At 69.7% G+C, this 18,601-nt stretch carries 17 protein-coding genes, 2 tRNA genes, 1 other RNA gene and 3 pseudogenes; 15 read left to right on the plus strand and 8 right to left on the minus strand.

Annotated features, from left to right (window positions below; all coding sequences use genetic code 11):
- Nucleotides 1-2,051, minus strand: a 2,051-nt coding sequence (locus ACLQ25_RS11480; RefSeq protein ID WP_425730858.1) for a DNA polymerase III subunit gamma and tau, incomplete at its 3' end; no start/stop codon positions are given.
- 204 nt (nt 2,052-2,255) lie between these two features.
- Nucleotides 2,256-2,345, minus strand: an RNA gene (gene ffs, locus ACLQ25_RS11485) — signal recognition particle sRNA small type.
- A gap of 82 nt (nt 2,346-2,427) precedes the next feature.
- Between ffs and ACLQ25_RS11490 the strand changes: the two genes are divergently transcribed.
- Both ACLQ25_RS11490 and ACLQ25_RS11495 read left to right on the plus strand, forming a co-directional pair.
- Nucleotides 2,428-2,512 (plus strand) — tRNA-Ser (locus ACLQ25_RS11490).
- Nucleotides 2,513-2,588: 76 nt separating this feature from the next.
- Nucleotides 2,589-3,425 carry a class I SAM-dependent methyltransferase gene (locus ACLQ25_RS11495; RefSeq protein WP_425730859.1) on the plus strand — a complete coding sequence of 279 codons (837 nt, stop codon included), beginning with the start codon at nt 2,589-2,591 and terminating at the stop codon, nt 3,423-3,425.
- A gap of 9 nt (nt 3,426-3,434) precedes the next feature.
- On the opposite strand, the gene ACLQ25_RS11500 is transcribed toward ACLQ25_RS11495, so the two are convergent.
- Nucleotides 3,435-3,677 carry a flavin reductase gene (locus ACLQ25_RS11500; RefSeq protein ID WP_425730860.1) on the minus strand — a complete coding sequence of 81 codons (243 nt, stop codon included), beginning with the start codon at nt 3,675-3,677 and terminating at the stop codon, nt 3,435-3,437.
- A gap of 198 nt (nt 3,678-3,875) precedes the next feature.
- Between ACLQ25_RS11500 and ACLQ25_RS11505 the strand changes: the two genes are divergently transcribed.
- The 5 genes from ACLQ25_RS11505 (at nt 3,876) to ACLQ25_RS11525 (ending at nt 8,699) form a co-directional block, all read left to right on the plus strand.
- Entirely contained in the window at nt 3,876-4,643 is a 768-nt protein-coding gene (locus ACLQ25_RS11505; RefSeq protein ID WP_425730861.1) for a helix-turn-helix domain-containing protein, read from the plus strand.
- Complete coding sequence (locus ACLQ25_RS11510; protein ID WP_425730862.1) at nt 4,634-4,825, plus strand: DUF397 domain-containing protein; 192 nt, start codon at nt 4,634-4,636, stop codon at nt 4,823-4,825. The genes ACLQ25_RS11505 and ACLQ25_RS11510 overlap by 10 nt, the downstream gene beginning before the upstream one ends.
- 130 nt (nt 4,826-4,955) lie before the next feature.
- Nucleotides 4,956-5,510 carry a hypothetical protein gene (locus ACLQ25_RS11515; RefSeq protein ID WP_425730888.1) on the plus strand — a complete coding sequence of 185 codons (555 nt, stop codon included), beginning with the start codon at nt 4,956-4,958 and terminating at the stop codon, nt 5,508-5,510.
- 92 nt (nt 5,511-5,602) lie between these two features.
- Nucleotides 5,603-6,097 (plus strand): hypothetical protein, encoded by a 495-nt coding sequence (locus ACLQ25_RS11520; protein WP_425730889.1) that lies wholly within the window; start codon nt 5,603-5,605, stop codon nt 6,095-6,097.
- A gap of 181 nt (nt 6,098-6,278) precedes the next feature.
- Nucleotides 6,279-8,699: a hypothetical protein gene (locus ACLQ25_RS11525; RefSeq protein ID WP_425730863.1), complete on the plus strand. Its 2,421-nt coding sequence runs from the start codon at nt 6,279-6,281 to the stop codon at nt 8,697-8,699.
- Between the two features lie 82 nt (nt 8,700-8,781).
- On the opposite strand, the gene ACLQ25_RS11530 is transcribed toward ACLQ25_RS11525, so the two are convergent.
- Entirely contained in the window at nt 8,782-9,414 is a 633-nt protein-coding gene (locus tag ACLQ25_RS11530) for a TetR/AcrR family transcriptional regulator (protein WP_425730864.1), read from the minus strand.
- A gap of 131 nt (nt 9,415-9,545) precedes the next feature.
- On the opposite strand from ACLQ25_RS11530, the gene ACLQ25_RS11535 reads away from it, so the two are divergent.
- From ACLQ25_RS11535 to ACLQ25_RS11560, 6 genes are all read left to right on the plus strand, one after another.
- Nucleotides 9,546-10,295, plus strand: a complete 750-nt coding sequence (locus ACLQ25_RS11535) for an SDR family oxidoreductase (protein ID WP_425730865.1) — start codon at nt 9,546-9,548, stop codon at nt 10,293-10,295.
- 290 nt (nt 10,296-10,585) lie between these two features.
- Entirely contained in the window at nt 10,586-11,443 is an 858-nt protein-coding gene (locus ACLQ25_RS11540; protein ID WP_425730866.1) for an isocitrate lyase/PEP mutase family protein, read from the plus strand.
- Nucleotide 11,444: 1 nt separating this feature from the next.
- Nucleotides 11,445-12,020, plus strand: a complete 576-nt coding sequence (locus ACLQ25_RS11545; RefSeq protein WP_425730867.1) for a histidine phosphatase family protein — start codon at nt 11,445-11,447, stop codon at nt 12,018-12,020.
- Between the two features lie 70 nt (nt 12,021-12,090).
- Complete coding sequence (locus ACLQ25_RS11550) at nt 12,091-13,146, plus strand: thiamine pyrophosphate-dependent enzyme (protein ID WP_425730868.1); 1,056 nt, start codon at nt 12,091-12,093, stop codon at nt 13,144-13,146.
- A gap of 21 nt (nt 13,147-13,167) precedes the next feature.
- Nucleotides 13,168-14,016 carry a TauD/TfdA family dioxygenase gene (locus ACLQ25_RS11555; RefSeq protein ID WP_425730869.1) on the plus strand — a complete coding sequence of 283 codons (849 nt, stop codon included), beginning with the start codon at nt 13,168-13,170 and terminating at the stop codon, nt 14,014-14,016.
- A gap of 4 nt (nt 14,017-14,020) precedes the next feature.
- Nucleotides 14,021-14,797 (plus strand): class I SAM-dependent methyltransferase, encoded by a 777-nt coding sequence (locus tag ACLQ25_RS11560; RefSeq protein ID WP_425730870.1) that lies wholly within the window; start codon nt 14,021-14,023, stop codon nt 14,795-14,797.
- Between the two features lie 6 nt (nt 14,798-14,803).
- Here ACLQ25_RS11560 and ACLQ25_RS11565 read toward each other — a convergent pair whose 3' ends face one another.
- Nucleotides 14,804-15,577, minus strand: a complete 774-nt coding sequence (locus tag ACLQ25_RS11565) for a hypothetical protein (RefSeq protein ID WP_425730871.1) — start codon at nt 15,575-15,577, stop codon at nt 14,804-14,806.
- Between the two features lie 207 nt (nt 15,578-15,784).
- Nucleotides 15,785-15,871, minus strand: a tRNA-Ser gene (locus ACLQ25_RS11570).
- 75 nt (nt 15,872-15,946) lie between these two features.
- On the opposite strand from ACLQ25_RS11570, the gene deoD reads away from it, so the two are divergent.
- Nucleotides 15,947-16,654, plus strand: a complete 708-nt coding sequence (gene deoD, locus ACLQ25_RS11575) for a purine-nucleoside phosphorylase (protein WP_425730872.1) — start codon at nt 15,947-15,949, stop codon at nt 16,652-16,654.
- Nucleotides 16,655-16,832: 178 nt separating this feature from the next.
- Here the strand turns inward: deoD and ACLQ25_RS11580 are convergent.
- Both ACLQ25_RS11580 and ACLQ25_RS11585 read right to left on the minus strand, forming a co-directional pair.
- Nucleotides 16,833-18,037, minus strand: a pseudogene (locus tag ACLQ25_RS11580) (ABC transporter permease).
- Nucleotides 18,037-18,156 (minus strand): annotated as a pseudogene (locus tag ACLQ25_RS11585) (ABC transporter ATP-binding protein); the annotation flags it as partial. The pseudogenes ACLQ25_RS11585 and ACLQ25_RS11580, both read right to left, overlap by 1 nt.
- On the opposite strand from ACLQ25_RS11585, the pseudogene ACLQ25_RS11590 reads away from it, so the two are divergent.
- Nucleotides 18,157-18,591 (plus strand): annotated as a pseudogene (locus tag ACLQ25_RS11590) (sensor histidine kinase); the annotation flags it as partial.
- Between the last annotated feature and the right edge of the window lie 10 nt (nt 18,592-18,601).

Genomic DNA, 18,601 nt, shown 5'->3' on the forward strand with positions numbered 1-18,601 from the left:
GTCGGCGCGGCGCTCGGGCCGGGCTCGACGGGCGGCGCGCTCGTCGGACTGGCGGCGGCCGCGGTCGGTGTGGCGGGTCGGGTCGGCGCGGCCGACTGGGGACGCGGGCCGGACAGCGACGCGGCACCCCGTTCGCCGGCCACCTCGCAGCGGATCTGCCAGCGCCCGCCCAGCTCCTCGTACAGCGCGTCGGTGAGCACCGCCGCGTGGTCGGCCATCATCTTGGCCAGCACGGAGGACTTCACGGTCAAGACCAGCGTGTCGCCGTCGAGTTCGCGGACCACCGCGTCGCGCATGAGGGCGGCGATCCGCTTGTTGGTCCGGTTGACCTTGCCGACCACGTCGGGCCAGACCCGCCGCACCGCTACCGCGTCCAGCGCGGGGGCCGGGGTACCCGGGCGGGGCGGCGCGGGCGTCGCCGGGTCGGGCAGCACGGCCGACGGCGGCACCACCCGACGCGGGCCCGGCGAGCCATCAGCCGCACCGGGACCGGACGCACCAGGGCCGGGCACACCGGGACCGGACGCACCGGGGCCCGACGCACCGGGACCGGACGCCCCGGGACTCACCGAGCCGCCGGCCGAGCCGGACAGGGAGACGGGTGCCGTTGCGGCGGAGAGGGCCGACACGCCGGCCGACGCCGGCATCGACGAGTGGACGGCAGACCCCGGCGCACGCGAGGTTGTGGCGCTCCGACCGGCGGCACCTTGAGCTGCGACGCCTCCGGTCGGGGACGCCGTCGGGTCGACGTCCCACGGCGGTGCGGAGGTCGGGGCGGCGGCGGGTGTGGGGCCTGCGGCAGCCGGTACCGGGGGAGCCGGCTGTGGGCGTACCCCTTGGGTCGTGGCGGACGCGGAGCCGGCGGCGGCCGGCGGCGCGTCGGTGCCGGCGAGGGTGAGCCGGCGTTCCATCCGTTCGAGGCGCTGGAGCAGGCCGCCGGTGGAGTCGTCCACGCCGGGCAGCAGCATCCGGGCGCAGATCAACTCAAGCAGCAGGCGGGGCGCGGTGGTGCCGCGCATCTCGACCAGGCCGTCGTGCACGATGTCGGCGCAGCGGGAGAGCGTGGCCGAGCCGAGTTGCGAAGCCTGGGCGGCCATCCGCTCGATCTGGTCACCCGGGCCGTCGATCAGACCCTTCGCGGCGGCGTCCGGCACCTGCTGGATCACGATCAGGTCCCGGAGCCGCTCCAGCAGGTCGGAGGCGAACCGGCGCATGTCGTGCCCGGCCTCGGCGACCCGGTCGACGGTGGCGTAGGCGGCGGCGCCGTCACCGGCGGCCAGCGCGTCGCACATCTCGTCGATCAACGCGGAGTCGGTGACCCCGAGCAGCGAGACGGCCCGGGCGTAGCTGACGCCCTCCGGGCCGGCGCCGGCGATGAGCTGGTCGAGCACGGAGAGGCTGTCCCGCATGCTGCCGCCACCGGCGCGCACCACGAGCGGGAAGACCGCCGGCTCGACGGCGACGCCCTCGGCCTGGGTGAGCTGCTCCAGGTACGGGCGGACCACCTTCGGCGGGAACAGCCGGAACGGGTAGTGGTGGGTGCGCGACCGGATCGTGCCGAGGACCTTCTCCGGCTCGGTGGTGGCGAAGATGAACTTGACGTACTCCGGGGGCTCCTCGACCAGCTTGAGCAGGGCGTTGAAGCCCTGGGTCGAGACCATGTGCGCCTCGTCGATGATGTAGATCTTGAAGCGGCTGCTGGCCGGCGCGAAGAAGGCGCGCTCCCGCAGCTCGCGGGCGTCGTCGACACCGCCGTGGCTGGCCGCGTCGATCTCGATCACGTCGATGGAGCCGGTGCCGTCGGCGGCCAGCGAGCGGCAGGACGCACACTTACCGCACGGTTCGGGGGTGGGGCCCTGCTCACAGTTGAGCGAGCGGGCCATGATCCGGGCGCTGGTGGTCTTGCCGCAGCCACGGGGGCCGGAGAAGAGGTAGGCGTGGTTGAGCCGGCCGCTGCGCAGCGCCTGCGACAACGGCTCGGTGACGTGCTCCTGCCCGATGACCTCGGCGAAGGTACGTGGCCGGTACTTGCGGTACAGCGCCAGCGTCACTCGTCCCGCCTCCTCTCGACCGAGCCATTCTGCGCCGGTCGGGCGCGGGTGACCACCCACCCCGCCGGGTCGCCTGGACCGCCACGCTTGATCGACTCGGTTGCCGCGGCTTGATCGACTCGGCTTCTTGGAAACCGGGGTGTCCGCGTGCCTCTGACAGCCCGACATCATGCGCGTCGGTGTGGATCAAGGCCCCGGGAACGAAAAGGCCTCCCGTGCACCCGGCAGAGCTCGCTTATCCTTGCTGCCTTCCGGCCCTGGGGAGGTTCACGAGATACCGCCGCACGGGAGGTGACGCCAACCCTACCCGACAGCTCGTCGATCTTCAGGGGGTGGTGGGGTGGCCCGGCCGACGGAGGCCTGTATCCTGGCTCGCGGAGGATTCGCCTAGAGGCCTAGGGCGCACGCTTGGAAAGCGTGTTGGGTTTACACCCTCACGAGTTCGAATCTCGTATCCTCCGCTCGCGGAGCATGATTGACGCCCGGCAGACCGATAACAGGTCGGCCGGGCGTCGTCGTTGTGGTCTCATCGATGCCATGGCTGACTCGACCTGGCAGTGGGACGAGACGTTGTACGCCGGCAGCGCCCGGCACTACAGCGTCGGCCGGTGGCCGTACCCACCCGAAGTCGCCGAGGCCGTCGGCACCGCGCTCGACCTGGACGGCACCGGCCGACTCCTGGACGTGGGCTGCGGTCCCGGTTCGTTGACGCTGCTGCTCGCGCCCCTGTTCGAGGCGGCGGTCGGGGTGGACGCCGACCGGGACATGCTCGCCGAGGCGCAACGCCGGGCCAGCGAGGCCGAGGTCACCAACGTCGAGTGGCGGCACCTGCGGGCCGAGGAACTGCCGGCCGACCTGGGTACGTTCCGGGTCGCCACGTTCGCCCAGTCGTACCACTGGATGGATCGGCCGCTGGTGGCCCGCCGGGTCCGCGACATGCTCGCGCCCGACGGGGCCTGGGTCCACGTCGGCGCCACCACCCACCAGGGTGTCGCCGACGACGACCCGCTGCCGTATCCCCGCCCGCCCTGGCCACGGATCAACGAACTGGTGGCGCGCTACCTGGGGCCGGTCCGCCGGGCCGGTCAGGGCTCGCTGCCCTCCGGCACCCCCAGTGGCGAGGCAGAGATCATGCTCGCCGCGGGCTTCACCGGCCCGACCCGGCTGACCGTCGAGCAGGGGATGGTCGCGGAGCGATCGGTGGACGAGGTGACGTCTGCGGTGTTCTCACTGTCCAGTTCGACGCCGCACCTGTTCGGCGATCGGCTGCCCGCCTTCGAGGCGGACCTGCGCGATCTGTTGATGACAGCGGCGCGGAACGGCCTGTTCGCCGAACGCCGGCGCGACGTGAGCATCGTCATCTGGCGACCCTGACGCCGCCGCTCACCCCCGGGCGCGGGCCCAGGAGAGGAAGCGGTCGGTGAGCCGGGCCGGGTCCACGTCTCGGAGGTGTTCGCCGGCCTCGGTCAGCAGCGTCGCGAGGTAGATCGTCAGCGCCACCCGGTCACTCCGGTACTCGCCGAGCAGCCGGAGCTTTGCCGCCGAGCAGGGCCAGGCGATGCCGCACGCCTGACATCGCCAGGTAGGTCGGGTCGGCAGGTGGTTCCGGTGGCGACGGCGCGGCATGAGTAGACCTCCTTGCCTGGTGGAAGGGGCCACCCCGCCTCCGCGTCGGGGCGACCCCGGACTGACGCCGACCGCCGGGCGGCTGCGCCTCCACCGGCCACGCCGTCTTCTGTAGACCACAGTGCGGCGCGTCACCGGGCACCTACAGGGCGTGGCTATATGGTTTTCAGATATTCGAGACATCCGATGGAGGGCACCGTGAACGACGCGTTGCGGGTGGCGCTCAGCGACACCGGGCACACCACCGAATCCCTCGCCGAGACCGTCGGCGTCGACCCGAAGACCGTCGCGCGCTGGTTGACCGAGGGCCGCATCCCGCATCCTCGACACCGCTTGGCGGCGGCGGAAGCCCTTCACAAGGACGTGTCGGACATCTGGCCGGACACTGCAAGACGTCGTGACCCCATTTGGTTTCGTCCCTGGCAGGAAATCGAGCGCGAGGCGGTGTCGCTGCGCTGGTACGAGTCGACGGTCCTGCCGGGACTTATTCAAACCGAGGCGTACGCCCGCGCGGTCCTCGGCGGTGCGGGCCTGATCCCCTGGAGCGAGGTCGAGCGGCACCTCGCCGTTCGACTCAACCGGCAGGGCGTGCTCAAGCGCGACGACCCGGCGCAGTTCACTGCGGTCGTCGACGAGGCGATCCTGCGCCGGCCGGTGGGCGGCCGGGCGACCATGCACGAGCAGATGCTGGCCCTCGTCGCGGCCTGCGCCGAGCCGCACATCCGGGTGCACGTCGTGCCGGCGACGGTCGGCGCGTACGCCGGGCTGAACGGACCGTTTGTGATCGCGCACAGCCACGACCATCGGGTCGCCGGCTACCTGGACAACCAGCTACAGGGACAAGTGGCTAGCGACCCCGACGACATCGCGGCCATGATGGCGGCATGGGAGAACGTGCGCGGCGAGGCGCTGTCGCACTCACAGTCGGTCGAGCTGATGACGGAAGTGGCGGAATCATGGAGTTGAACGGCGCGCGGTGGCGCAAGAGCACCCGCAGCAGCGGCAACGGCGGCGCGTGCGTCGAGGTCGCCGACAACCTGCCCGGCGTGGTCGGCGTACGGGATTCCAAGGATCCGACCGGCCCGGCGCTCGCCTTCACGCCGACGGCTTGGCGCACGTTCGTGGCCCATCTCGCCGACCGCGCCTGAGTCCCCGACCACGCACCCGCCGGGCCGCCCGGTTCCGCAGCGCCGCGTACCGTGCCAGTCACGGACGGCGGCGAGGGCGACCGTCGTACACATGTTCTATCCACAGGTTGTGGACGACGGTGGGGGTGTGATGGCGTACCAGCTCAGCGCGGTGGTCGCGGACGCGGACCTGCTCCGCGAGCACACCGCCGAGCTGGACCACGCCGTTCTCGGTGAGCTGCGTCAGGATTTCGCGCTACTGCCGGTCACCCCGCAGTTGGTGGCCGAGCTGACCGGATCGCTACCGGACTACGCGGCGGACGACCGCAGCGCCGAGCAGCCGTTCGACTTGGTGTTGTCGCCGCCGTTGGTCGAGTTGCTGGCCGTGTGGTCACGTTCGGGGCCGGTGGCGTACCTGGAGGCGGAGTTCGGCGGTGGCGTCGGCCACCAGTCGGCTGCGGTGTGGCTCGGCGGGGCGCTGGCCTGGGGCCCGTGCTTTGGAGACGTCTTCGACGAGCCGCGCGAGCAGTGGCCGATCAATGCGGCACTCATCCGACTCGGCGTGGAGCGTGGGGCATGGATCGATCCGTTCGCCGAGTTGGGGTTGCATCTGGAACGCAACACCGCCGGGTGGTTGGCGCACGGGCGGCGTCGACTCAGCGCCGACCACTGGGACGACCTGATCGAACAGTGGGAAAACCAGTAATCCGTCGGCGGGCAGCAACCTGGACGGCTCAGCCCCGTTGGGGACTGGGGGATTCCATGAAATTGCGACAATTTGCGTTCATTGCCACGCTGCTGACTGCTGCCTCGATCGCGGGCAGCGGTGTGCCGTCCGCTGGGCCGATGCCCGCGAACCGGCCCGCCGGCGTAGTCGAGATCATCGACCTGAACGGCCTGCGCGACATCGAGTTCGGTGACACCGAGGCCGAGCTGACCCGCCGGGGCGTCCTGCGTACCGACCTGGACGCCTGCGGACCGGTCCTCGCCGGCCACGACACGGCCAGTCCCGTGTTCGTCGAGGACAAACTGGTGCTGCTGTGGGTCGGCGACCCGATGCGGACACCGGAGGGCATCACGGCCGGCTCACCGGTCCAGGAGGTCTGGGACCGCTACGAGTCGGTCACCCGCCTGCCCGCTCCACAGGGGACACACCGGCTCGACGGGCTACTCGCCCGCAGCGGCGACCGCGCGTACCTGTTCCTGCACGACGGGCGCACGGTCCGAAAAACCATCGCCGGGTACGCCGAGTGGGCGCGCCGCCTCTTCGACGAGGGCGCCGGCCCCTGCTGACCGGGCCGCCCGGCCCCCCGCTGACCGGCCTGTCCGGCTGAGACGGCAAGCCGATTGTCCGCGATCGACCGTCGTGAAATCATCCCCTCGCCTGCGCATTTCGCGCGACAGAACGGGGGAAGACATCGTGCGTACACCCGCGCTTAGTCCACTGTGGAAACACTTTCCCAGATGGGCCGCTGTGGCGGCCCTGAGCCTCACGGGGGCGGGCCTGCTGGCCGGTCCCGCCACCGCCGCCCCGACGGCCGAGCAGTCGCCGCGACCGGCGCTGACCACCGAGCAACCGCCCACCGTGACCACGCCTCCGAAGTCGGCGACCACGACTCCGGCCCCGGGCCGAGCCACCTCGGACACGAAGTCCGTCGTCGGCCTCGCCGCCGCCTGCGGCGGCGCACTCCCGACGGGCACGGTCAAGAACTGCGCGTCGATCACCGGGGCCGCAGCGCACAACTGGACGGTCACCTCGACGGTCGACCAGGACACCCTGCTCGTCCGGCTCCGCGAGGTATCCGGTGACGGTCTCAGCGCACAGGTGAAGGGCAGCGACGGCGGCACCGTCTGCTACGTCACCTCGTACCTCAACGAGTGCAAGCTCGGCGGCGCCGGCACCTACACGATCACGGTGAAGCTCTACTCCGGAACCGGCAAGGGCGCCTACTCGCTGTCGGCGGAGTCGACGCGCACCCCGTCCGCCTGCGTCAACCTGCCCGCGGGCTTCTTCTCCTTCGCCTCCGCCGGGCGCAGCGGCACGCTGCCCGCCGGCCTTGCGGCCCGCTGTTTCAGCTTCACGCAGCCCACCGGGGCGGTCCTGCACCTCGCCGACCCGGGCGGCGCCGAGGACATCCAGGGCAACATCCTGGACGCCCAGTTCCAACCGATCTGTGCGGTGAGGTACCCGACGGAGTGCACCCTCCGCGAGCCCGGACCGTACCGGCTCTTCCTGCAGGAGCTGTACGGCAACAAGGCCCCCTACACCCTGAAGATGCCCCGGATCTCGCAGTCGGTCGGCTGCCCGGCCCTGTCCCTGGCCACCTTCGGCGACCCGGGCACGGCGGTCGGGACCGGCACCGTGGGACCGAACGACGGAATCGACTGCCAGTCGCTGCGCGTCAAGGCCCCCGGTCGCGTGATCATCCGGATGGACCAGTTTGCGAACCAGTACCTCAACTGGCAGCTGTACGACCCCGCCGGACAGGTCGTGTGTACGGAGTACGACTCCTGGCGGTCCTGTGCGGTGCCGGCGGCCGGCGCGTACACGTTCGTGGCGCAGAACTGGAACTGGGAGCCGGTCACCTACCGGGTGGCGGCGGCCCGCCTCGACCGTGCCGCGGGTTGCGCCGCCTCCACCGGGCTCAACTGGGACCAGCCGGCCCTGACGGTGCACCAGACCTCGCCGGTCCAGACCAATTGCCAGCCGTTCCACGGCGAAGCCGGCGAGCGGGTCATGGTCTACCGGGCCCCCGACCGGTACAACGACGTCTACTCCTCGATCGTCGACGAGCAGGGTGTCGTGCTGTGTACCGACTGGTCGGAGGAGGACGGGTGCGTACTGCCCGCCACCGGGACCTACCGCGTCGTCTCCTACCTGGCGACCTGGCCCGCCGACGCCACAGACCTCACCTACAAGATCCAGATTCGCCGGCTCTCCGACGCGGTCGGCTGCCCGACCATCACCCCGGGCACGTACAACTCGGCGCCGTCCGGCGGCCTCGGTGGCATCCGCTGCCGCACCCTGGACCTTCCCAGCGCCGGCGTGTACCGGGTCACGGCGGTGGACGACGAGAACTACCGGGCGTACGCCACCGTCTACGACTCCGCCGGAATCAAGGTCTGCACCGGGATCCGGTGTGAGGTCCCTGCGGCGGGTAGGTACACGATGGTCCTCGCCGGGGGCGACACCACCTCGGTGATCGACAACGACTTCCAGTACGCCGTCGCGCTGCTGCCGTGGAAGACGTCGGACTGCACGCCGGTGTCGGACACCGGCTGGCAGAACGCCCCGCTCCGGGGCAGCTTCGGCGCCGCGGGGCAGCACAACTGCCTCCAGCTGCCCAGCCCGTCGGGGGCTCACGTCGTCGAGTTGGTGGCCGGAGACGCGTCCTCCCCGGAGATCAGCGTGCTGAACGCCGCCGGCGATCAGGTGTGCGACTACTCCTCGCTGCGTCAGTACAGCTGCGAGCTGACCGGCGAGGCGCCCTTCTCCGTACTGCTCACCGCCGACGAGGGGGAACCCACCGCCTCGTACGCCGTGGCCTTCGCCCGGGTCGACGGGCCGCCGGCCTGCCCGGTCCTACCGGCGGACACGGCGGGTGCCACGGCGACCACCGGGGCGGACCACTTCGTGGCCTGTTACACCGTCCCGGCCGATCAGCACGCCAGCCGGGAGAGCTTCACCTGGACGCGTACCGCCGGCTCGGGTGACGCCCGCCTGTCGGTCTTCGACAGCGAGGGCATCCGATACTGCGGCCCCACCAGCCCGGCCGTCGAGCGGACCGTCACCTGCACCCTGCCCGCCGGTCCGGTCACGGTGATCCTCGAGACGGATGCCGTCGACGCCTCGTACCGGTTGACCCACCGGGACGGCAACGCCCCAACCGCGTGACGCGCGGCGGGCCGGCCCTCCAGCAGGTGGAGGGCCGGCCCGCGCCGCGACGGGGTGGCGGCGCTCGTTCGAGCGTGAGCGCTCAGGCCGGGTTGTCCGCAGTCGCGGGGCGGCGAGCCCCGGACACGGCGGCGAACCCGGCGAGCGCGATCTCCGCCGTCTGCCGCAGCTCGTCGCGCGAGACCCCGGCGGCGGCGTGGATCGCCTGCCCCTCGGTGACGCTCATGACGAATCGGGCGAGCGCGGCCGGGTCGGCGTCGGCCGGCAGGTCACCCTCGGAGACGGCACGGGCGAACCGGTCGGCGAGGGCCCGCTCACCGGCCAGGCGGCTGGCGGCGAGGAATTCCGCGACGCCCCCGTTCTCGCTGGAACAGGCGGTGCCACCCTGGATCGACAGGCAGCCGGCCGGGCGGTCGGGTCGGGTGACGGCGAGCACGTTCTCGCGCAGAAGAGTGGCGACGACCTCGTACGTGGTGCCCTGGGCGATTGCCTGCCGGGCGTACCCCATGTCCTGTTCGGCGTACCGGGCCACGGCCTTGCGGAACAGCTCCTCCTTGCTGCCGAAGGCGGCATAGAGGCTCGGCTTGTTGATGCCCATGGCCGCGGTGAGGTCGGCCATCGAGGCGCCTTCGTACCCCTGACGCCAGAACACCTCAAGCGCACGCTCCAGCGCCTCGTCGACGTCGAAGCCCCGAGGACGCCCTCGTACCGGCACGGTCCACCACCTCCGGCACCCATCCTAGCCACCGATGCAACCGATCGGTACAGAAATTTGCGGGGCAGGTCAGGGGTTGCTACGGTCGGATCAGTACCGCTCGGTACACAATTTCTCGAAGGAGACTGATCGTGGGACAGCTCGACGGCAAGACCGCCCTCGTCACCGGAGGCACCACCGGCATCGGCCTGGCCGCCGCCCGCCGCTTCGCCGCCGAAGGCGCGTACGTCTTCGTCACGGGCCGGCGCAAGGGCCCGCTCGACGAGGCGGTGAGCAGCATCGGCGCCAACGCGACAGGCATCGTCAGCGACGTCGGCAACCTCGACGACCTGGACCGGGTTATGCGGGCCATCGAGGAGCGCGGCGCGGGGCTCGACGTGCTGTTCGCCAACGCCGGCGGCGGCGAGTTCCGTTCGCTCGACTCGATCACCGTCGAGCACGTCGCCACCACCTTCGACACCAACGTCTACGGCACCATCTTCACCGTCCAGAAGGCCCTGCCCCTGCTCAACGAGGGCGCCTCGGTCGTGCTGACCGGCTCGACGTCGGCGGTCAGCGGCATTCCGGCGTTCAGCGTCTACGCCGCGTCCAAGGCCGCCATCCGTTCGTTCGGCCGCACCTGGGCCGCCGAGCTGATGGACCGGAAGATCCGGGTCAACACACTCGTGCCCGGCTCGACCGAGACTCCCGGACTCGCGGGCCTGGCTCCGAGCCCCGGGGAGTCGACCGCCCTGCTCAAGACGATCGCGTCCACCGTGCCCATGGGCCGCCTGGCCCACCCGGACGAGATCGCCAACGCCGTGCTCTTCCTCGCCTCGGACCAGAGCAGCTTCATGACCGGCAGCGAGCTGTTCGTCGACGGCGGCGAAACGCAGCTCTGACGGGAAAACGCCCGGTCGATCCCCAGGGGGTCGCACCGGGCGTTCCCGTATTTCACGAGCGGTGGCGGCCGCGCCAGCAACCTCTTCGCCCCGGCCCCGTTGCGGCCTGAGGATTCAATGGAAGGGCTGACCTGCCGATACCGGCAGGTTGGCCAACGCATCGATTGGCATCATGCACAAATACTGGCGGAGCCGCCTCCGGGCCCGCTCGACAAGCACCGAGATCGTCGGCAGTATCACCGGAAGAGGTGCCATCCTGCCCGAGGATCTCTAGTCGGAGGAGCCGCAGCGTGACGGTACGTCGAGAGAGGTCCGCACGACGTCTTTCCGACCTGCTGACAGAGGACAGAATTGCGATGGTCGCCGGTGCCCACGACGCCCTCTCGGCCCGGCTGGCAGAGCACCGGGGCTTCGACGCCATCTGGGTGAGCAGCTTCGGCGTCACGAATTCACTTGGCCTCGTCGACGAGGGTGTCATCACTCTGAATGAGATGCTGGATGCCGCCTGGCGCATCAAGCGCGCCACCTCCCACCCGGTCATCGTGGACTGCGACACCGGTTACGGAGACGTGATCAACGTGCGGCGGCTGGCCCGGGAGGCGGTGGACCGGGGCATCGATGCGATATGCCTCGAGGATCAGGCCTTCCCCAAGAGGAACACGTTCCTGGATGGTGAACACCAGCTCGACGATGTCCATCGCTTCTGTTCGAAGATCACGGCCGCCGCCGAATCCCGGACCGCTGATGACTGCCTGGTGGTAGCTCGCACCGAAGCGCTCTCCCAAGGATTCTCCGTGGACCACGCACTCGAACGAGCGAACGCCTACGTCGAGGCAGGCGCCGACGCGATCATCATCCAGCACCGCTCCAGTGACATGCACGCGCTGGAGGCGTTCGCCCACGGCTGGCGCGGGAGGGCACCTCTCGGAGTGCTGGCCACCTCCATCCGCCAGGCAGGCTTCGAGGAGATGCAACGCGCCGGCTTCGCACTGGCCATCTACGCCAATCAGGGGCTGCGTGCCGCGGTCAGAGCCATGGACGACACGTACCAGTCGATCCTCGGCGCGGGCGGACGTCAACCGGCGGATCTGGCACTCGCCTCAATGGAGGAGGTCCTGAAGTTGCAGTCGGAATCAGGGTGGAATTGAGATGGAGCTTCTCCTCCTGCGCCACGGTGAGACGGAATGGAATCTCACGGGCCGGATGCAGGGACTGAGCGACACCCACCTGACCCGGGCCGGCATCGACCAGGCTCGCCAGGCGCTCACGGCCCTTCCCCCGTTCTCGCAGGTATGGACCAGCCCGCTGCAACGGGCCCGCCTGACCGCCGAGGCGATCGCGGAATCGCAGGACATCCCGTGCCGGGTCGACGATCGGCTGATCGAACGAAGCTGGGGGGACTGGGAAGGCATGCTGCCGGAAGACGTCGACCAGAAGTGGCCGGGTTGGCGGGAAGCGGGCCGGAAGCCGGACGGATACGAACATGACGAATCCGTCTTCCGCCGCTTCCTGGAATGGCGCGACTCGGTCACCCACGACGGTTCGGCGACGCCTCTCGTAGCCGTGACCCACGGCGGCTTCATGAGCGCGGTGGTCCGCGTACTCGGCGGCTCGGACAGCGGGTACAAGAATCTCGAGGGCGTATGGATCGGCGATGTCGAGGAACGACCATTCATCCGACGCCACGAGGAGTTCATTCCGAACGCACGGAAGCTGACTCGATAGGGGACGGGTGAGCGTGGAGGTGGCAGGCGCAGCCAAACGAATCAGAGCGACCTTCGGCCTGGTCGTCGGTGTGCCGGATTCCTCTCTGGCGTTCCTAAGTCCGATCTGGCAGCGGCCGGGCGAGGACGCGTCGGTGTGCACCAACGAGGGCTCCGCCGTGGCGCTGGCCGCCGGCTGGGCGCTCGGCAGCGGCAGATGCGCGCTGGTCTGCATGCAGAACTCGGGACTGCTGAACGCCTTGAATCCCCTCACCTCGCTGACGCACAGCTCCGTTCAGTCCGTCCCACTGGTCCTCCTCATCGGAATGCGGGGCTGGGCCGGCGACGAGCCTCAACATGAGGCGGTGGGCCGCGCCACGACGAGCCTGCTCCGCGCGGCGGACATCCCGTTCCGCACGACCTGCGCGTCCGACCTGTCGGACGTCGTCTCCACGCTGGGCCTGGCTCATCAGCAGGCGGTTGCCAGCAATTCGGTGACCGCGGTCCTGGTCGAGGCCGGCGCCGCGCGCCCGCCCACACCTCCGGCCACGGGAGGCCGTGCGCTGGAGGAGTGGACCAGTCGCGACGCCGTACGACTGGTCCTGGACGCTGCCCCGTCCGGAAGCATCGTCGTCGCCTCCACCGGCTTCAACAGCAGACTCGTGCACGAGTACCGCACGGACCACCCCGGCCGGTTCGAGGAGTTCGTGTACTGCGTCGGTGCCATGGGGCACGCGTGCTCCGTCGCTCAGGGTCTGGCGGTGGCCCGCCCGGACGTGCCGGTCATCTGCGTCGACGGCGACGGCTCGGCCCTGATGCATCTGGGAGCGGTGCTCCTGCCCGCCGCGCTCACCGTCCCGAACTACCGGCACGTGATCATCAACAATGGCAGCCACGAGTCGGTCGGTGGCGGCGACACGCTGGGATCCCGCTTCAGCTTCTCGGCCCTCGGGCACGACCTCGGCTGGCCCACGGAAGTGTTCCGCGGCCCGACCACGCCCGATGTCCTCACCGCGCTGGCCGGCCTGCTGAACGCGTCCGGCCCCGTGCTGGTCGAGATGCTGACGCGCCCCGCGGGCGTCGGGCCACCTGCTCGGCCCCGACCGCCGTTCGTTCAGTCGAGGACGAGGTCCCATCGGTTGCGGTAGGACTCCGAGGAGGTATGAGTCGTGGATTTCTCCCCGTACCGGGTGTTCATGGATCCCGCCGACGTGGCGGGCCAGCCCCGCGAGACATGGCGCCGGCACGTGAGCCGGATGGTTGACGCCTGCGGCATCGGCGAGGTGCTCACCACGCGCGGCATCGCAGTGTTGTCCGGGCTCGACGATCTCTCCGGCCCGCAGTTGCGGGTCGTCTTCCCCCTGATCTGCGAGGCGCTCGGGACATTGATCCCACAGAGCGTCGGCTCCTCGGCGCAGTTGCTCAGAGAGGTGACGTACCGGGGGAACGACCTGTCGGATCGCACGCTCCGCTACTCCGACAGCCGGGACGGCGGAAGCTTCCACACCGACGGCGTACCCGTTCCCGGCGAGGTGCCGGATCTCATCGCACTTCTCTGCCTGCGTCAGGCCGCGGCCGGCGGTGAACTCGTCTTCATAGACTCGCAGGAAATCCTGCGGCTGGCTTCGGCACAGATGCCGGACATCCTCGACGTCCTCAGTAACCAGTTCCACTTCGACCAGCGGCGCAAGGACGAACCCGGAGCCACGATCGTACGGCGGGTCGTCGAGCGCTCGGGCGCCGACGACCGCACGCACCACCTAACATATCTGCGGGACTACATCGAGTCCGGGCATGCGATGCCGGGGGTACGGCCGCTGACTCCGGCCGAGACGAGGGCCATGGATCTCCTCGACGCCTTGATGGCGAGCGAGGATCTACACATCGAGGGGCGGCTGCTCCGGGGGCAGATCGTGATCAGCGACAACCGGCGTTACCTGCACGGGCGTCATGCCTTCGTCGACGCGTCCGAGGGCGGCGCGGGAAGACTGATGCTGCGAGCCTGGATCAGGCGATGATCAAATGAGTAAGTACATCGACTTCGACGATCCTCACAATCGGGACACCTACGTCGGGCGGTCCGCAGACCCCGCCTGGTCGGCGCTCTTCGCGCGGCTCATGCGCCCGGAGGGTCGGTTGGTCGCCGACCTGGGGTGCGGCGGTGGCATCTACACCAAGGCGATCGCGGGCATGGCACCGGAGCTGGTCGTCGGGATGGACTCATCGCACCTGTCATTGGAGTCGGCCCGGAGCAACTGCCAGGGAGTCGACCGCGTGTCATTTCTGCTGACCGACGCGGAGGCCGTGGGCGCGGAGGACGACGTCTTCGACGGGGTCGTCGAGAGAGCTCTCATCCACCACTTCATGACGTTGCACCGCAACTTCCGGGAGGCCCGCCGCATCCTGAAACCCGCCGGCCTGCTCTGGGTCCAGGACCGCACGGTGGACGACGTCCTCCTCCCGCCTTCGGCGGAACACATCCGTGGCTACTACCTCGCCTTCGACGAACGCCTGAGAGCGACCGAGATCGAGCGCCGCCGACGAGAGTCGGATGTCACGTCCGCTCTCCTGGAGGCAGGATTCCGGCTCGTCAACAGCAGCAAAGTCTGCGAGCTGCGCAAAGTGTTCCGCGAACCGGGCGAGTTGTACGAGGAGATCGTGCTGCGGCGCGGCCGGTCCCTGCTCCACGCGCTCGACGACCGGCGCATCCGTCAACTGGCCGACTACGTCGTCGAGCGGATTCCTCGTTGGCCGGCGGTCGAACGGGACACCTGGACGGTCTGGATCGCCGAGAAGTAGCCGCAGTCATGGCGCGTCGAGGTAAGTGTTCTGCTTGAGGGCCGCATCCCAGAGGATCTTGATCTGCGACGCGTACTGCGCGTAGGTGGGGTTGCCGGGTCGCACCACGTAGGAAACCGTCGCCTGGTCGGCCTCGTTCTCGTGCAGGTAGTGCTGGACGCGGATGAGGGAATTCTCCGACAGCCGGTTCACGTCGATCGCGATGAAGGCCATGGGCATGATGCGGTCCGACACGCCGAACTGAATATTTCCGCTGTCCCGCAAACGGATGTAGAGATCCTTGAAGAGGTTCGCCTGATTCAGGTACCGCTGCTGACTGTGGCGCTCGGAGTCCGAGTACCTCATCCGCCGGAACCCCTCGAGGACGTCGAGGTCGCCCACGTTGAGCACCAGGAAGCGCACCTGCACACGTCGGTTCAGCCCGGCGAACAGATCCTTCGCGGCCACGAAGCCGGTCAACGTCGTACCACTGATGAAGACGTCGTGACGCGCCGACGCCACAGCGGTTCTCCAGTCGAACGTGTGGCGTTCGACGAACTCGACGCCTATTCCCCGGTGGGCGAGCGTCCTCGCAATTTCCTCGGTACTCCTGGTCAGCACTTTCCAGCGACTGCTGAAGAGAATGAAGAAGTCAATGACGATCATCGCCAAGAGCGCTTCGATGAAAGTGAGATGCAGATTTCGCTGATTAAGGACCTCGGTGACGACCACCGCAGTCAGCGCGAATATCGCCTGAAGCGTGATGAATGCCGCGTCCAAGAACCTCAGAAGCCTCTTCATCGCCACTCCCCGAAACGGCCGAGTCGATGTAATTCAAGTGTGCGGAGCCGCCCGGACACCGAAGCTCATAGAGTTACCACAGTTAATGTGATGATCGCAACCAGTAGAAATTTCGTCTCTATTGCAAAGCCTCACGCAGGCCTTGACGGCGGAGAACAAGCAGCGCGCCGGGGACCGTACGGTCCCCGGCGCGCTGCTACGCACGAGCGGTGGCGGCGGGATTTGAACCCGCGGAGGGCGTAAACCCTCACACGCTTTCGAGGCGTGCTCCTTAGGCCACTCGGACACGCCACCGCCGACGAGGGTACAGGACCGCGGGTTCGGACGCCGAACCGGTATCGCCCGAGCCGGCCTGGCAGGATCTTTGCCATGAGTACGCACATCGGCGCGAAGCCGGGCGAGATCGCGGAGCGGGTCCTGATGCCAGGTGACCCCCTGCGGGCCAAGTGGATCGCGGAGACCTACCTCGAGGGCGCGACCTGCTACTCGACGGTTCGGGGCATGCTGGGCTTCACCGGCCGCTGGAACGGCGTCGAGGTCTCCGTCCAGGGCTCCGGCATGGGCATGCCGTCCGCCTCCATCTACGCCCACGAGCTGATCAACGAGTACGGCGTGAAGACGCTGATCCGGGTCGGCTCCTGCGGCGCTCTCAGCACCGACCTGCAACTGCGTGACGTGGTGGCGGCGATCGGGTCGTCCACCGACTCGAACATGAACCGGATGCGCTTCGACGGTCTGATCGACTACGCCCCGGTGGCCGACTTCGGGCTGCTGCGTACCTCGGTCGAGGTGGCCGAGCGGCGCGGCATCAGCATGCACGTCGGACCGATCCTGGCGGCGGACGCCTTCTACACGGACCGGCCGGACCTCTACGACACGCTCGCCGATTACGGCGTGCTGGCGGTGGAGATGGAGTCGGCGGCGCTCTACACGATCGCGGCCCGGTTCAAGGCTCGGGCGCTGACCGTGCTGACCGTCAGCGACCACATCAAGACCGGCGAGAAGACCACGTCGGACGAGCGGGAGCAGACCTTCAGCCAGATGGTCGAGATCGCGCTCGACACGATCATCGCCTGACCTTCCGGGACGGCGCACCGCGGAGAGCGTGATGACTCACAGGCATCTTGATGCCTCACAGTCATCACGCTCTCTCGCTCACGCCGACCCGCGCCACGCGACGCCGGCCCGCGCCACGCCACGCCGGCCCACGTCGCGCCACGCCGGCCCACGTCGCGCCAGGTCTACCCGCCCCCGCTCAGACGGCGGTGAGCGCCTCCGTCGGGGAGAGCCGGGCGGCGCGGACCGCCGGGTAGAGGCCGGCGAAGCCGCCGATGACCAGGGTCGCGCCCACTCCGCCGAGCATCGCCCACGCCGGCACCACGGTCGGCCAGTCCTGGGACAGCGCGTATCCGGTGGTGACCAGGATTCCCAGCAGCACCCCGCCGACCCCGCCGAGCGCCGAGAGCAGCAGCGATTCGGCGAGGAACTGGGTGCGTACCTGACCTCGGGTCGCCCCGAGCGACCGGCGCAGGCCGATCTCGGCCCGGCGTTCCAGCACCGAGATGACCATGGTGTTGGCGACGCCGACGCCACCGACTAGCAGGGCGACCGCGCCCAGGCCGAGCAGCAGCCCGGTGAAGGCGGCGTCGGTCGCCTCGGCGGCGGCCAGCGCGTCGGACGGGCGGGACACCTCCACCTCGTTGGGCGCTTCCGGGTTGGCGGTCGCGCCGAGCACCGACCGGACGGCCTCGACCTGTGACTCCTCGGCCCGGGTGTAGACGGTGCTCGGGTGCCCGTCGAAGCCCAGGTAGTCGGTCGCCGCCGACCAGCCGACCAACGCCGACGTGTCCAGCTCCGGGGCGAGCGGCACGGGAGCGAGGACACCGACCACGGTGAACCACCGCCCGCTTAGCCACACCTGTACCTGCGGATCCGCCTCGCCGATTCCCAGCCGGTCGGCGGCGGTCGCGCCGAGGATCACCGCCGGGTAGCGGGCGGTGGCCTCGTTGAGCCACGTTCCGCTGGTCACCTGGGCCCCGACGGTGCCGAGCAGGTCAGGTCCAGCCGGGCCGCCCGGGTGGCGATCCCGCCCGTCTCGGCGGCCGGAATCCGGTCCGAGCGGTAGACCTTGGCGTCGGAGACCTGCACGGTCGCGGACACCCCGGTCACCGGACCGATTCGGCCGATCATGGCCACCGATTCCTCGGGGAGTTGGGCGTCCGCGCCGAACACGGTGTTGCCCGGTTCCACGGTGAGCAGGTTGGTGCCGAGCGCGTCGAGCGCCCGGTCCAGCTCGGCCCGGGACGACGAGGAGATGCCGACGACCGCGATCATCGCGGCGATGCCGATCGCGATGCCCAGCGCCGAGAGGAACGCCCGCAGCGGTCGGGTCCGCAGGCCCACGCCACCGACGCGCAGGACGTCCCCGGGGCCCATCCGGGCCGGGGTGAGGACCGCCATCAGCCGACTCCGCCCGTCGCGAGGACCGAATCGTGCCGCACCGCGCCGTCCCGCATCCGTACCTGCCGGGGCAGACTGTCGGCGATCTCCCGATCATGGGTGATCACCACCACGGTGGTCTGGCGGAGGTCTGCGCGCACGTGATCGACCAGGCTGGCAAGCAGGCGCCCGACCTGCCCGTACACCGGTCGCTCGCCCCGGCCCCGGCCAACGGCGACCCGGTGCTGTTGGAACGGCTGACGTTCAACCTGGTGGAGAACGCGCTACGGCACAACCTGGCCGCCGACGGATGGGTCGAGGTGCGCACCGCCCTGGTGGACGGACGACCCACCCTGACGGTGACAAACACCGGCCCGCTGATCGCCGGCTACGACGTCGAGACGATGTTCCAGCCGTTCCGCCGGCTGTCGCGCGAGCGGGTGGCCGGTACGCGTGGTTTCGGATTGGGCCTGTCGATCGTCCGAGCGGTGGCCCGGGCCCACGGCGGCACCGCCGAGGCGCACGCCCGCCCGGGCGGAGGTCTGGTCGTCACGGTCACCCTGCCGCCGGCCTGACCCGGTGCAG

This window comes from Micromonospora sp. DT44 (assembly GCF_049841635.1).
Classification (GTDB): domain Bacteria; phylum Actinomycetota; class Actinomycetes; order Mycobacteriales; family Micromonosporaceae; genus Micromonospora.

Excerpts from the sequence above, each read along its gene's own strand:
- ACLQ25_RS11545 (WP_425730867.1), top strand. The coding sequence starts at position 11,445 with ATGGAGCTTCTCCTCCTGCGCCACGGTGAGACGGAATGGAATCTCACG.
- ACLQ25_RS11510 (WP_425730862.1), top strand. The coding sequence starts at position 4,634 with ATGGAGTTGAACGGCGCGCGGTGGCGCAAGAGCACCCGCAGCAGCGGC.
- ACLQ25_RS11495 (WP_425730859.1), top strand. The coding sequence starts at position 2,589 with ATGGCTGACTCGACCTGGCAGTGGGACGAGACGTTGTACGCCGGCAGC.
- ACLQ25_RS11515 (WP_425730888.1), top strand. The coding sequence starts at position 4,956 with ATGGCGTACCAGCTCAGCGCGGTGGTCGCGGACGCGGACCTGCTCCGC.
- deoD (WP_425730872.1), top strand. The coding sequence starts at position 15,947 with ATGAGTACGCACATCGGCGCGAAGCCGGGCGAGATCGCGGAGCGGGTC.
- ACLQ25_RS11500 (WP_425730860.1), bottom strand. The coding sequence starts at position 3,677 with ATGCCGCGCCGTCGCCACCGGAACCACCTGCCGACCCGACCTACCTGG.
- ACLQ25_RS11560 (WP_425730870.1), top strand. The coding sequence starts at position 14,021 with ATGAGTAAGTACATCGACTTCGACGATCCTCACAATCGGGACACCTAC.
- ACLQ25_RS11565 (WP_425730871.1), bottom strand. The coding sequence starts at position 15,577 with ATGAAGAGGCTTCTGAGGTTCTTGGACGCGGCATTCATCACGCTTCAG.